Consider the following 14,491-nt stretch of genomic DNA (forward strand, 5'->3'; position numbering starts at 1 on the left):
AAGAAATACTATTTTTATAGGATTAATTTCGCGTGAAGGATAGAGGCATTGTTGAAGCTCCTCGTAGAGAGCGACTGCCGAAAGCCTGACCACGAAAGTACACGAAGCAAAGCCGAAGTGAACTTTTGTGGGCACGCCCAAAAACCAAACAACCTTGAAACGAAAACTACGCATCAACGGACATTCACATTTGTTGCCTTATCCTGAGCAAATTCCTCAGTTTATGAAGGAAAAAAAGATTTTTTGGGTAGATGATGAACGGAAATATATGTTGCAAGACGATTGGAAACGTCCTGTAACGGACTCTAGTTTTTTCTTGAATGAAAAGCTAGATTGGATGGCGCGAAATAAAATAGATCATGCAGTCATCTTAAATCTATCGCAATTGTATGGAAACGGTTTACGCCTAGAAGCAATGAAACATGCATTACGTTTTCAAAATGATTTTAATGCGGAAGTACAACAAAATCATCCATCGAAATTTACCTGCGGATTTGTAGTGCATCCAGGATTTATACACGGTGCTTTGTGGGAAATTGAACGTTGTGTAGAACAGTTAGGATTGCGCGTGTTGTGTTTGCCAACGCACTTTATGGACTCTATCGGGCAATGGCGTTGTGTGTTTGATGAAGAAAATGATCCAATTTTTGAACTGGCTGATAAATACAAATTAGCTATCGAAATTCATCCGTATGATGGTGATAAAATGATTAAATTACAAAATGTTAATTGGCGTTTTCATCTAATTTGGATGCTGGCGCAATGTGGTGATGCGTATCATTTTTACACGTTGAACGGAATGCAAGAACGTTTTCCGAACATTAGAACCTGTTTTGCGCATGGCGGACAGTTGGCGCAAATGAATCTTGGAAGAAGAATTCAAGGATTTGACGGTCGCCCAGATTTGTTTGAAGGTAAAGTGCATCCGCGAAAAGCTGTTGGACATCCAAATATTTACTTTGATACGCTAGTTCACGATACTGATTCGTTTAAGTTAATGGTAGATCGACAAGGAAGTCAGCAGATTTTAATGGGATTAGACGATCCGTATCCGTTGGGAGAAATGGAAAGCGCACCACAATCTTCGTATCCTGGAAAGTTGCTCGATTTGGCTATGGAACGTAATATAATCGATCAAAATCAATACGATGACATTTGGGAAGACAATGTGCTTCGTTGGTTGTTTGGAGAAGATGATGAAGCTAAAAAAGAATTAGTTCGTAAGATTTTAGGAGCATAATTCTTTAATTTGAAGGTTTAATAATGAACTCATTTTCGGTTAAAAATAAAAAAGTCAAGATGAGTTCAATGAATTTCAACAACCGTTTCACATTTTTTAAATTTTATAATTATAAAATCCTGCACCTTCGTATATGACAAATGTAGAGCAGTTTCATAATCTGGCACATATTTTTATTTCCTTTATTGGAGCTATTTTACTATTGGCAATTTATTCGAATATTCGGAAGCGTTTTCGTCAAATTTTGGAAGAAGACGAATCGCAAAAACGTGTTGATAGCGGATTGTTGTACCTCAGTTTGGCTATGTTTGTTTGGGTTGGTTCTGGAATTTGGGCGTATGCGTCGAAACATTTTGAATTTTCAGAAACAATGACGTATCAAATTGGCGTCAACTTACTATCAATTGTAAACAATCTGTTTCTGTTGATGGCACTTTTTTACTTTTACTACGCACCAAAATTTATCTACAATAATATCAAAAACGTTAAAATTATTATCGGAATCATCATTGCAGTGGCTTCCGTAACTTTAGTAATGGCAGGTGTTTTTGGTGAAAATAATATGTATGCGAATATTAAACTCAATGCTGTTCCTGATTTGATTTTGTCAGGTTTTCTGTGCTTTTTACTATTGATTTCGTTTTACAAAACCTTTTTACATCGCGGATTAAAATTGGTCGCCATGATTTCGGTAGTCATTATGATTTTAATTTTTGCATCACAATTGCCAGAAGTATTTTTAGATTTCAATGATGAGTTTACCACATTACTCATCAAAATTATTGCAAAAACATCGTTGATTGCACTATTCTTAGTATTGGCGACAAGCTGGGTAATTCAGTTAGCAAATACACCGCGACCAAACGAAATGCGCATTCGTTTTTTAGATTGGTCGTTGATTCAATTAAGTATTCCATCAAAAAATATCAACAATGCTCAAGTTGATTTTGGTTCAAAAACGACACAGTATAAAAACTTGTTGAAATTTGCAATTCGTCGTGCGAATGGAAAAGGTGATTTACAAAGTATTTTGGTAAGTGCTGGTGGCGAAATTAAAAACCAAACCTATCTTACGCGAATCATTGAAAATATCAACGAAATATTGCAGTTAAGTAACGAACAACAACTAGAACGTAGAGACTTGTTTACGTTTTTAGGCGAAGGAAAATACCGTTTGCGAATGATTCCTGAAAATATTTCCATTGATGAAGGCTTGTTGCACGAATTCATCGGAAGTGCTGAAAACACTGAATATTCTTCACTTTGTAATTAATTGTGTTTCGCTCACAATTGCACACAACTTGTTATTTTTTACTATACTTTACAACACAACTTTTATATAGAACCTACTAAAAACATATTTGTATGATATTAATTTTTAAAGATCATACACATGTCATCTATTACAGATTCCAATACACGTTTCGGACATCCTAAAGGATTATTTTACTTATTTTTTGCTGAACTCTGGGAACGATTTTCTTTCTACGGAATGAAGGCATTGCTCATACTTTACATGACCAAACAATTGCTATTTAGTGACGATATGTCTATCGGAATTTTTGCCGCATACATGTCATTGGTATACGTAACTCCAGTATTGGGCGGCATTATTGCCGATCATTATATTGGCTACCGAAAAGCGATTTTCCTTGGCGGAATTTTAATGGCATTAGGACATTTTTTCTTAACGATTGAATTGCCTGTGTTTTTCTATGGTTCGCTTGCGCTGATTATTGTTGGAAACGGATTTTTCAAACCAAATATTTCCACATTTGTAGGCGCATTGTACAAAGAGGAAGACAAACGACGCGATTCTGGATTTACCATTTTTTATATGGGAATCAATATTGGTGGCGCAGTTGCTCCGTTATTATGTGCTTGGTTTGCGGAAGTCTACGGATGGCATTATGGCTTTATGTTGGCAGGAATTGGAATGTTGTTAGGATTGTTTTATTTCTATCGTGGTACCACTAAAAATGTATTTCTAAACAAAGGAAAAGTTCCTGATGAAAATATATATAACGAAAAATTTCTCGGATTAAACAAAGGGCAATTGGTTTGGTTGGGTGCATTTTTGGCAGTTCCTGTATTTGCCCTTATTGTAAAATTCAATCAATACGAACATTATATCGTTTGGATTGCTACGATCGCGATTACGGCAACAATGATTTATATTTATCGCTCTGTGGGAACAATTGCGCGAAAGCGATTATTGGTTACGGCATATTTCACCATATTAATGTCATTATTTTGGGCAATTTTTGAACAAGCAGGAAGTTCGTTGACACTTTTTGCAGACCGAAATATCAACCTTGTCGGATTGAACGCAGCACAAACCAATAGTATCAATTCTGGATTTATCATTTTGTTAGCAATTCCGTTTTCGTGGTTGTGGGCAGTATTAATTCGAAAAAAGAAAAACCCGAATTCTGCGATCAAAGCTGGATTAGGATTGTTTCTTCTCGGACTTGGATTTATAGTCTTTGCGATGTCTGCTAATTCGGTAGATAGTTTTGCCAAAACGCCGATGTGGTATTTATTTGTAGGATATTTTATTTTGACTGTAGGTGAGTTGTGTATTTCTCCAATTGGCTTATCAAAAATGACGGAACTTTCTCCAAAGAAATATTTAGCCTTTGTGATGGGCGTTTTCTTTTCAGCATCTTTTTACGGACATTTTTTTGCTGGAAAAATTGCCAAACTTACCACAGTTTCTGAAGAAGAAAATCTGTTTGCTAGCGGAATTTTTGGACAAATCACAGAAACTGTCACAGGATTAACTTCTACGTTTTCAGGTTCAAACCAAGCAGCATTCGAACAACTATATCAATATGTATCTGTATACGCTGTTTTTGGAGTATTAACCGCAGTTATCGGAATCATTGTTATGATGATATCGCCTTTTATTAAAAAGTTGATGAGCGGCGTTCATTAATCAAAAAGCGGAAGATTGTTTATTTTTAAATAATTTCCACCATCAAAAAAGCCTCGCAATTGCGAGGCTTTTTCAAGATTTAGCACTAATTTTTTGCTCCGAATTACTTCTTCACAATTAGTTTCGTATATGTGTTTCCTGTGGTACTTTGTAGGTTTACAAAATAACTTCCTGTTTTTAATGCAGAGATATCAATAGATGCTGAATTTGCATCTAATGCAAATGTTTTCACTTGTTGTCCTACCAAATTGTAAACGGTTACTTTTGAAATTGTTTGCGCCGATTCAATACGTAAACTTCCTGTGGTTGGATTTGGATACAAGGCAAATGTTCCTTCAGCTACTTCTGGAGTGTTCAATGTTGTTGTAATGGTCATCATAGAAGTCGCTTCATACAAATTACAATCGCCAACGGTATGTGTAATGGTGTACATTCCTTCTGTAGATGCAGATAAGTCAATTTCTCCTGTAGTTGGATCAATAGATAAACCTGCGGGCGTTGCTGTAAATACTCCAGTTACACCAGTTGTACGTGTTGGTGTAGGATCGGAATCTCCTGTTGCATACGTGTTTGATCCGTATGTAAATGTTGCAAAATCGTTGTAATGTAAGTCAATATAATTTTTAATTACCGTAGCGTAATCGTCTGCAAAGGGAACAAGTGTTTGCGGACGTGTATCATATACATTTCCGTTGTAAGTTCCTAAATCACGGACGCGTCTGTTTACTTCGGTCATAATTCCATCAATTGTTCCGCCGCCGCCGAGTCCATCGCTCGCAGTTGGTCCAGAACCGTGACGTCTATTATTGTAAAAATCTCCATCAAAATAGGCGTTTGCATACGGACGTGTATCATCACAGGATTGTGAACCACCATTAAAATCACTCGGAACTGTGCGGTAACCAGAAGTAACACCACAACCTGAATATCCTTGCGCGTTGTAAAATGCACCGCCAGTATCTCTAAAAAGTCCACCCAAACTGTTTGGTCCGCGAACCAATTCTTCTTGTGTTAAGTTTCCAAGATTGTTGCTCACTAAGTTTGTAATTGTTGAGTTTGAAACACTGTTTAAGTGATTTGGTGTTGTATTGTTTAAATCGGAAGCAGAAATGTTGTAGCCAGCTTCAATTCTAGGAATGCTATGACTTTGTCCATGTAAATCTATAAATAATCCTTTTCCCCATTTACTCATCACATCGGTACTTGCTTGATCGATAAAGTTATGGAAGGTATTCCAATAAAATAAAGCGTCACTATCTCCGCAAGTCGCTTCGTTTTGTTCTCTATTTGGATCAAGTTTACTTCTGTGTAAATTATTGATAATCACATACGGATAACAACCTGTTTGTTCAAATACAGATTGTTGAATTTCCCTGATTAAAATATCTGTGTTGTCATCTCTTTCATTGGTTCCGCAACCTCTATCTGGTAATGCACTGTCGTTGTCTGGGTAGAAAGTTCCACCAATAGTTTGTCCTGATTGTTTTACACCTCCATGTGGCGCAGCAATAATAATTGGCATGTTTCCAGGAATATATTCTATGTATTCGTTTCCGCTCGTATCAAATTGTGAAACTCCAGGAAATGGTGGCGGTGGCGCAGGTGCTTCTTCAACTGCAAAGTAGAATGTTTGTGAAATTTCAACTGGATTTCCAGAATTCACATTATTAGAGAAATCTCCATCAAAGGTAAAAGCTGTTTGTCCATCTGCCGTAATCGTTAAGCTACCGTTATTGTTCCAATCATCACCATAAAAATCATATAGAATTACATAATAACCAGTTCCTGCGGGCATATTATCATCTACTGGATAACTTACTGCCATTGTAGTTTCGTTGTATGGCGCATTTCCATTTCCATCATAGCCATTGTCAACAGTTTGTAATAATGTTCCGCTTGGACTGTATAATTCGACTTTGTTTTCTGAAGACCAAGCTGGCCAATCTACTGTAATAATTACATCGACATTTTGAGCATAATTTGTAGCGCTCATCAAGAAGCATAACATAAAAATACTTTTGAAAATAGGAAAAGTAGTTTTTTTCATAGGGCAATTTGTGTGTTAAGTAAAGTGTATTTGAGGTACGAATTAATTTATTTTCCTTAGAATTGTGGTTAAGGATTAAATCTAATAACAATTATACGATAAAAGGTATAAAAAACCGATAAAATGAACAATAATTATTTTAAAACCAATAAAGAAACTTGGAATAAAAAGGTGGCAATTCATGCCAAAAGCGATATGTATGATATGGAAGCTTTTAAGAAAGGGAAATCGTCACTGATGAAATATGAACTGAATAGTTTATCAAACATTGAAGAAAAGTCGCTACTACATTTACAATGTCATTTTGGTCAAGATACGTTGAGTTTTGCCAGAATGGGCGTAAAAGCAACAGGAATTGACTTGTCTGATGAAGCCATAAAGTTAGCCAAATCGTTGAATGAAGAATTAAATTTAGATGCAAAATTTCACTGTTGTAATGTTTTTGACGTAAACGATCATGTTTTAGATACATTTGATATTGTGTTTACCAGTTACGGCGTAATTGGTTGGTTGCCCGATTTAACAACTTGGGCGCAAATTATTGCTTCACGATTAAAAGATGGCGGAACGTTTTATATGGTAGAATTTCATCCAATTGTTTGGATGTTTGATTATTTACAAACGCCACCAACATTACGATATGCATATAGCCAAGAAGAAGTGATTTATGAAGAATATGAAGGAACATATGCCGAAGATGGAGAAACCAAAATGATAAGTAAAGAATATGCTTGGAATCACGGTTTGGGCGATGTAATTAATGCACTAATTGGTGCAGGATTAACCATTGAGTTTCTCACAGAACACGATGCATCACCCTACGATGTATTGCCTGATTTGATAAAAAATAAGGAAGGCTTATACCAAACAAAAGATAAGTTATATCCACTGATTTACGAATTGAAAGCCACAAAAAAACCTCGCTGAGTAGCGAGGTTTTTTTTGATATGTTTGATGGAATTAAAACTTAGCAAAAAGCTTGTCCATTTTCTCTTTTTCTTCTTCAGCCAATGCTGGATCAACCAAAATACGTCCACTGTGTTCGTCTGTGATAATTTTCTTTCTAGAAGCAATTTCTACCTGAACTTGTGGTGGAATTGTAAAATACGAACCTCCAGAAGCACCTCTTTCAATTTTTACAACTGCCAAACCGTTACGTACATTTTTACGAATACGCTTGTAAGCTGCTAATAATCTGTCTTCGATAAGTTTCTCGAATTCTTCAGATTTTCCTAAAAGGAATTCTTCTTCTCTTTTCGTTTCTTCAAGAATATCATTCAATTCAGCTTTTTTATGCTTTAAATGTGATTCTCTTTCTTCCAAACGTTCTTTAGTTTGTGCAATAACAGCTTTTTTCTGCTCAATAGAAACCTTAAATTCTTTGATATGCTTTTCAGCCAATTGCATTTCTAACTCTTGGAATTCAACTTCTTTAGATAAAGCGTTGTATTCTCTGTTGTTTCGAACATTTTTTTGTTGTTCTGTATATTTCTTGATTAAGCTTTTTGCTTCTTCAATAATATTCTTTTTGCTTTTGATATTTTCGTCAATCTGATCTAGATCTCCGTGTAACTTTTCAAGTCTTGTATTTAATCCAGCTACTTCGTCTTCTAAATCTTCTACTTCTAATGGAAGTTCACCTCTTACATTCTTAATTTCGTCTACACGAGAGTCAATTAATTGTAAATCAAAAAGGGCGCGTAATTTTTCTTCGACCGTAACTTCTTTCTTCTTTGCCATATTTATGAATACTTGATTGGATTTGTATTTTCTGCTGATAAAATGAACGCAAAATTAGGAATTTTTTTCGTAAGATACTCAAATAAAAGAATTTTTGTATACTGTTCACTCTCATAATGTCCAATATCAGCTAAAATTATTTGATTTTCTGCCTGATAAAAATCGTGGTATTTCAGGTCTGCCGTGACATACGCATCTGCGCCCGCACGTTTTGCAGCACTAATCGCAAAACTTCCACTTCCACCCAAAACAGCTACTTTTTGAATCATTTTTCCCGATAAAGCCGAATGTCTTACTACAGGAACCTTCATTTTTGTCTTTAAAAGCGTCATAAAATGCATTTCGTTGATCGGTTGTTTAAACGAACCTACCATGCCCATTCCAATATGCTGATTGGTATTTTCTAAGGTTGTAATTTCGTAAGCGACTTCTTCATAGGGATGATTTTGATGAAGTGTTCGGATAATTTTTCCTTCCAAATGTTTGGCAAATGTAATTCCTATCTGAATTTCATTTTCATAATGTGTCTTGCCTTTTTCTCCCACAGTAGGATTGGAAGCTTCATTTCCTTGAAAACTACCAATACCTTCTGTATTAAAACTGCAATTACTGTAGTTGCCAATATTTCCTGCATCAACGGCAAACAATGCTTCTCGAAGTTTTTCAGCATCTTTTTTAGGAACAAATGTCACTAATTTTTTAATGGTTCCTTTTTGCGGAATTAATATTGATTTATTGGTCAAACCTAATTCATCACAAATACGATCGCTTACACCATTCCAAGAATTATCTAGTGCAGTGTGCATGGCGTAAATGGCAATATCATGTTTGATGGCTTTTAGAACGACACGTTCTACATAGGTTTTTCCTGTAATTTTTTTGAGTCCAGAAAATATAATGGGATGAAAACTTACAATCATATTGCATTTTTTTTCAATAGCTTCATCCACCACATTTTCGAGTGTATCTAACGAAATTAACACACCAGAAACTTTTTGTGTGTGATCGCCAACCAACAAACCAACATTATCAAAATCTTCGGCGTAGGCGAGCGGGCATAATTCTTCTATGTGCGAAATAATATCTTGAACAATCATCTTCTTTAGCTTTTTTCAAATATAAAAATTCGTCATAAATAACTGTGCTCAAAAAAACAAAAGGTAGCTTATTTAGAACGCTTACGAATTCATTTTGACGCTTATACATTATTTATACTGTTTTGTAAATAGATGACTTACATTTAAAAGACATAACTAAAATCATACGATATAATGAAAATGAATCTGACTTTATTTTTGCTGTTTTTCACTACTTTTTCTTTGTTAGCGCAGTCGCGAAGCGGAATTATTCCGATTGATGACGATCGTTTGTTTAAAGTATTGTTAGAAATTAACGAAAACAATGTGCTTTCGCGAAGCAACGAATATTTTAGAATGCAAGCTGTTAAAGTAGCAAGTGACGAACGTGCTAGTGATGATGAAGATATTCAGGCGTTTAAAAGCTTTTATTACATAGTAATTGCTGATTTTGAAGAATCTCCGCAAGGAAAGCTATATCAAACTAAAAACTTGATTTCGCCACAAATTTCGGTATTTCCTGATAGTTATCGTTTTTTTAAAATCTTAATCACACATGGCAAGCGACAAGAAAAACAATTGGTTTTGTTTGCTTCAAATGAGAAATTGTATGTGAAAAAGGAGTGATTATAGATTATAAAATGGATTTGATCTGTCTTCTCCAAATTTCAACATTAAATTAGTTATCATGTCGTTTGCCCAGTTAGCTATTTTGACTTTTTGTATTGTGTAAACAAAGCCTTCCATTCTGAATTGAGCTTGTATGTCAATTAATTTTCTTCTTTCAAGAAAAGAAATTATTTTATCAGCATCTTTATCTCTTAGTATTTTCGTTGTTTTAGATAATTTTCTCATCTCTTTTTTTTCAATATGACTTGTATTTATAGAAACTTTGATATCTTTTTTTGATTCTAAATCTTTCCACTCAAACAATTCTAACCTTGAATGTGTAATTAAATTTCTAAGTTTTATAAAATGATTATAGTCATCATACAGTTTACTTGTTTTGTCAAAATTTTCATCGTTTAATATGTTGTAGAAAACAAAAGGCCTATCTATCATTTTTGGACGTTCGGGATAAGAATTAGAGTATTTATTTTTGAAATTATCATTATTAATAATTTGACTTTCAATATTAGTCAGAAAACATTCAAAAGCAGAATAAAGAGTTAGAATAGAAGGTATGACTAAACATTCAGCGGTTTCACTATTTTTATTCATTAGAATAATAAGTTTATCTACTGATTTGAATAATGGGAAGTGTTGGGGAAAAGAAGTATCAATATTAGGACCGTACATTTATTATTTGTTTAAAAGAAATAAAGATTTAATAGCGTTTATTATGATTTAGATTAATAATATTTCATGAGAGATAAATATTATGCTTTCATAAAAAAACTATTTACATTTTAAGTATATCGTAAACTTAAGTAAATAACTTGACATGAAAAATGAATATTACATTTTCATTTCTAGCTTAAAAAAGTATATTTTCGCTTTATGCGACGACTTCGATTGATTTTATTGCCTTTTGCTTTGCTTTACGGAGCTATTGTTTTTGTGCGCAATTGGTTGTTTGATAATGGCTATTTGAAATCGACTTCATACGATTTTCCAGTAATTTGTGTTGGGAATTTAAGTGTTGGTGGCACAGGAAAGTCTCCAATGATTGAATATTTGATTCGCTTGCTGAAAGATAACTACAAAGTCGCGACGTTAAGCAGAGGTTATAAACGAAAGACGACAGGTTTTTTGTTGGCGAATGAAACTACCACAGCTTCCGATATTGGTGACGAACCATTGCAGTTTTACAGTAAATTTAAAAATGAAATTCAGGTAGCTGTTGAAGCTGAACGTACCGCAGGAATTGAAGCTTTGCAAAATTTGGAAAATTCTCCAGAAGTTATTCTGTTGGATGATGCTTTTCAACACCGAAAAGTTAAAGCAGGATTTCAAATATTATTGACACCTTTCTACGATTTGTATGCAAATGATTTTATGTTGCCCGCAGGAAATTTGCGTGAACCAATTTCAGGAGCCAAACGCGCAGATGTAATTGTTGTTACAAAATGTCCAAAAGAAGTTTCCGTAGAAGAACGAGCACGAATTACAAAAAAACTACGTCCAAGAACATATCAAACGGTATTTTTTACGACGATTGCGTATGCAGAAAAAATTCAGAGCGCAACAGATGAAATCTTATTGTCTTCTTTGAAGGATTCCGAATTTGTACTCATTACAGGAATTGCCAATCCGAAACCATTGTTGCAACACTTAAACGATCAACAGTTGCAGTATTCGCATTTAAAATATGCCGATCATTATGATTTCAGCGAAAGCGATATTCAAATTATCAGACAGAAAGCAGGAAACAAGGGTATTTTAACAACCGAGAAGGATTTTATGCGTTTGCAAGGAAGTTTGGAAAATTTGTATTATTTGCCGATTGAAGTTGCTTTTTTAGCGGAAGAAGTGAAGTTTCAAAAGAAGATTCAGGAGTTTGTTGATTTTTGAAATTTGATTCGTCATAACGAGGAGTTTGCGACGAAGTTATCTGCTTCTAGATAAACAGATTGCTTCACGTTTTTTTCAAAACGCTCGCAAAGACGATTCTTTAAAATTATATTTTAATTATTTAACTCACTCTTTTCCTATAGAAAACGACTCCGATAACCAACAAAAAACCAATTCCTAAAAGATACCAAATGATACTTGATGTAGGTTGCGAAATGGCAGTTTCGTCTCCGTATAATACAAAACCTGTCCAATAGAAAGGTTGTTCTAGTTTTGTGCCTTTGTGTTTGTTGAGATACTCAATTTTTGCTTTTTTGAGCGCTACTGATTTGGTGTTTCCTGCTTTGAGATAGCCGTAAAAACTTCCCATGATTTCACTGGTAGATTGATCGGGCACTTCCCACAAACTCACAACTGTGGCTGGAACACCTGAGAAGGTAAACGCACGCTGAAAGGATTCTAGATTTCTTCCTGCGCTTTCTTTTCCCAAACCTGTATTGCAAGCACTTAAAACGGCCAAATCAGCTTTTAGGTTGAGCGCGTACAGTTCTTCTAGATATAAATCGTCTTCTTCAACGTTATTTTTATTGAATAGCAAGCGACTTAGTCCTGGTTCTTTGTCGTTGATTTCGGCATGCATTGCCAAGTGCAAGATTTCAGCTTTTGGAGCAGTTGCTATGAATTGTTTTTTGGAAACATTTTTTCCTGTGTACACTTTAGAGAGAAATAAATCGCTAATGATTTCAGCTTCTTTTTTAGCACCAGAAAGCTCTGAAGTATTGTTTCTAGTAACAATTGCCGAGTTATTGTTTGGGATTTCGTCATAATTCGGCGCATATATGGCTAATGTTCCTGTGGTTGGTAAGTGTTCTAAAGCTTCTAGATGTATAAATTTGAGGTTGGAAGTGTAGCGAATGTCGTAGTTTTTTGTTAAAAATTGTGCTTTTTTTTGTAGAATTTCAAACGGAATTCGGTACAATTCTCCATCAGGATTAACAATGATTTTTTTAATGTTTTGGTCAATCTCAGGCAATAATTTGTTGCCCAAAAGTATGGCATTATTAGCATTGTAGGTTCTGTTTTTAATACTGTTTACTACATTTTCTACCAAGTCAATTTCTTCTATAGTCCACGGGCGAAGTTCCCAATCTACGGAAGTGTTTGTAATAGAAAAGATGGCAATTTTTTTGTCGAAAATGAGGTATTTTAATGCTAATTCGTCATTCGAAAGCTTTTTTTGCAATGTGCTCAATTCAAACTTTTTACTACTGAGTAATGCTAAGTTTGGAAATTTTTTGTTGGTAACTGCAATATGATTGTCAATAAGTTCTTGAACAGAATCTTTGTTTTTGATGTTGTTGTTTCTTTTCGCTGTAGCAAGTAATGAACGGAGTTTTAAATGTCTGAAATTTAACGAATCAAGTTCAGGAAGTTTATTGGTATATCTGTTTTGATAGAAACGTTGCCATGTCATTTGATTCATCATGGTTTCTGTCTGACTAAGCAATGTTGCCACGGAAATAGTTGCATCATCACTTTTTGTCGTTAATAATCCATAGAGAATTTTACGCAATTCGCGATTCTGTTGCAGATTGAATTTTGTACGCGCATAACTATTTTCAAATTGTACAAACGCCAAATGATAGAGTTTGGAAACCTTTTTTTGTACAATCGTATCTTTTGGGTAGAATGCTGCTAGTTTTTCAGCAACACGCCTGATTAATTTTGATTCGCCAAACACTTTACTCGGCTTAAAATTACTGTAATCATTTGCCAATTTTGTAGTGTCGGAATGTATTTTTTCAATTACCTTATGAAATACGGCTACTGCACTGTCTTTTTGTTGAAGTTTCGCTTTGATAAGTCCTTTTTGAGCTAAGAAGAATGATTTTCTTTTGTCATTTGCAGTCATTTTGTTTAGCAAATGATTGATTAAACTGTCTGCTTTTGTAAGCTCGTTGGCTAATGTGAGCGCTTTGCATTTGTTGTATTTAAACATAAAAGGATCGCCAGGATAGTCTTTGTTTTCAATCAGATCAATAGATTTATCCAAATAGTAGGAGCCAAGTTGTACATCTTTTTTTGTGGTGAGTGAATCGTGTTTGCGACTCACGTACCAATCGCCTACGTGATTCATGGCTGTACTGTAGTAAATGCGTTCGTGTTTGTTAAATGTTGGCAATGCTTGGAGCTCGTGGAGTTTTTTTACCACTTTTGTCAACGCCAAACTGTCTTCTGAGCTTTTTGCGTGTTTGTAATATACGTAGATTTCTCGGTATGCTAAGACAATTTCGTAGTTGTCCAATCGTTTTTTATCGAGATATTTTTTGTTGTTCTGATAGGTTTTTTTTGCCAAGCGAATGTAACGTTTTGCATCTGCTGCATTTCCATGATAAGCTGCTGCACTTGATAGAAATACATACGCATCTACCAAATAATCTAAGTTATCATCATAATCTTTAGATAAATAATCGATGGCAGTTTTCATCGTATTTTTAGCACGTTTTGCAAAGTTGAGACTCGATTCGGCATACGCGCGTTTGTAATATAAAACACCTTTGATGTGGTTGCCTCTTGGGCTGGTTGCTTTCCCGCAAAATAACATTCCTTTGTTGGTGCTTTGAATACTTTTTAGGAGTTTTCCAGTATTATAATATCCTTCAAACTGATTGTAATATAAATCGGCAACATCCAAGCTGTCTTTTTCTGTTTTTGGCTGAACGTTTTTTAAGTGTTTTTCTAAGAAAGCTAATAATGTATCGTATTGTTTCGTGTTGTTTAATGCATTCGATTTTCCCCATAAATACCCTATTTTAGGTGTAGCAACTGTATCCTGCTCTTTTTCTTGTTGAAAATGAAAATTTATTGCTTGAGCGTTTGTATAAAATAACAATACGCACAGTGTAAAACATATGCGTATTGTTGTCATTGTATAT

General features: G+C 34.7%; 11 protein-coding genes. 6 read left to right on the forward strand and 5 right to left on the reverse strand.

Features of this window, described 5'->3' with window-relative positions:
* Positions 1–154 precede the first annotated feature (154 nt).
* The 3 genes from KAOT1_RS21040 to KAOT1_RS21050 all read left to right on the forward strand — a co-directional run bounded on the left by KAOT1_RS21040 (position 155) and on the right by KAOT1_RS21050 (position 4,178).
* The gene (locus tag KAOT1_RS21040; RefSeq protein ID WP_007096936.1) at positions 155–1,240 is read left to right on the forward strand and encodes an amidohydrolase family protein; all 1,086 of its coding nucleotides are present in this window, start codon (positions 155–157) and stop codon (positions 1,238–1,240) included.
* A gap of 133 nt (positions 1,241–1,373) precedes the next feature.
* On the forward strand, positions 1,374–2,513 hold the full coding sequence (locus tag KAOT1_RS21045; RefSeq protein ID WP_007096937.1) for a hypothetical protein: 1,140 nt from the start codon (positions 1,374–1,376) through the stop codon (positions 2,511–2,513).
* 120 nt (positions 2,514–2,633) lie between these two features.
* Positions 2,634–4,178: a peptide MFS transporter gene (locus KAOT1_RS21050; protein ID WP_007096938.1), complete on the forward strand. Its 1,545-nt coding sequence runs from the start codon at positions 2,634–2,636 to the stop codon at positions 4,176–4,178.
* A gap of 103 nt (positions 4,179–4,281) precedes the next feature.
* Here KAOT1_RS21050 and KAOT1_RS21055 read toward each other — a convergent pair whose 3' ends face one another.
* Positions 4,282–6,225: a T9SS type A sorting domain-containing protein gene (locus KAOT1_RS21055; RefSeq protein WP_007096940.1), complete on the reverse strand. Its 1,944-nt coding sequence runs from the start codon at positions 6,223–6,225 to the stop codon at positions 4,282–4,284.
* A gap of 123 nt (positions 6,226–6,348) precedes the next feature.
* Here KAOT1_RS21055 and KAOT1_RS21060 point away from each other — a divergent pair, with 123 nt between their 5' ends.
* Positions 6,349–7,152 carry a class I SAM-dependent methyltransferase gene (locus tag KAOT1_RS21060; RefSeq protein WP_007096941.1) on the forward strand — a complete coding sequence of 268 codons (804 nt, stop codon included), beginning with the start codon at positions 6,349–6,351 and terminating at the stop codon, positions 7,150–7,152.
* Positions 7,153–7,185: 33 nt separating this feature from the next.
* On the opposite strand, the gene KAOT1_RS21065 is transcribed toward KAOT1_RS21060, so the two are convergent.
* Both KAOT1_RS21065 and KAOT1_RS21070 read right to left on the reverse strand, forming a co-directional pair.
* Positions 7,186–7,965, reverse strand: coding sequence for a zinc ribbon domain-containing protein (locus KAOT1_RS21065; protein WP_007096942.1), 780 nt, complete (start codon positions 7,963–7,965; stop codon positions 7,186–7,188).
* Positions 7,966–7,967: 2 nt separating this feature from the next.
* Entirely contained in the window at positions 7,968–9,062 is a 1,095-nt protein-coding gene (locus KAOT1_RS21070; protein WP_007096943.1) for a Nif3-like dinuclear metal center hexameric protein, read from the reverse strand.
* A gap of 174 nt (positions 9,063–9,236) precedes the next feature.
* Between KAOT1_RS21070 and KAOT1_RS21075 the strand changes: the two genes are divergently transcribed.
* Entirely contained in the window at positions 9,237–9,668 is a 432-nt protein-coding gene (locus tag KAOT1_RS21075) for a hypothetical protein (protein WP_007096944.1), read from the forward strand.
* Here KAOT1_RS21075 and KAOT1_RS21080 read toward each other — a convergent pair whose 3' ends face one another.
* Positions 9,669–10,340 (reverse strand): hypothetical protein, encoded by a 672-nt coding sequence (locus KAOT1_RS21080; RefSeq protein ID WP_007096945.1) that lies wholly within the window; start codon positions 10,338–10,340, stop codon positions 9,669–9,671.
* 201 nt (positions 10,341–10,541) lie between these two features.
* Here KAOT1_RS21080 and lpxK point away from each other — a divergent pair, with 201 nt between their 5' ends.
* The gene (lpxK, locus tag KAOT1_RS21085; protein ID WP_007096946.1) at positions 10,542–11,555 is read left to right on the forward strand and encodes a tetraacyldisaccharide 4'-kinase; all 1,014 of its coding nucleotides are present in this window, start codon (positions 10,542–10,544) and stop codon (positions 11,553–11,555) included.
* Positions 11,556–11,676: 121 nt separating this feature from the next.
* Here the strand turns inward: lpxK and KAOT1_RS21090 are convergent, their stop codons facing one another.
* Positions 11,677–14,484: a CHAT domain-containing protein gene (locus KAOT1_RS21090; RefSeq protein ID WP_007096947.1), complete on the reverse strand. Its 2,808-nt coding sequence runs from the start codon at positions 14,482–14,484 to the stop codon at positions 11,677–11,679.
* Positions 14,485–14,491 lie beyond the last annotated feature (7 nt).

It is taken from the genome of Kordia algicida OT-1 (genome assembly GCF_000154725.1).
Lineage (GTDB): Bacteria > Bacteroidota > Bacteroidia > Flavobacteriales > Flavobacteriaceae > Kordia > Kordia algicida.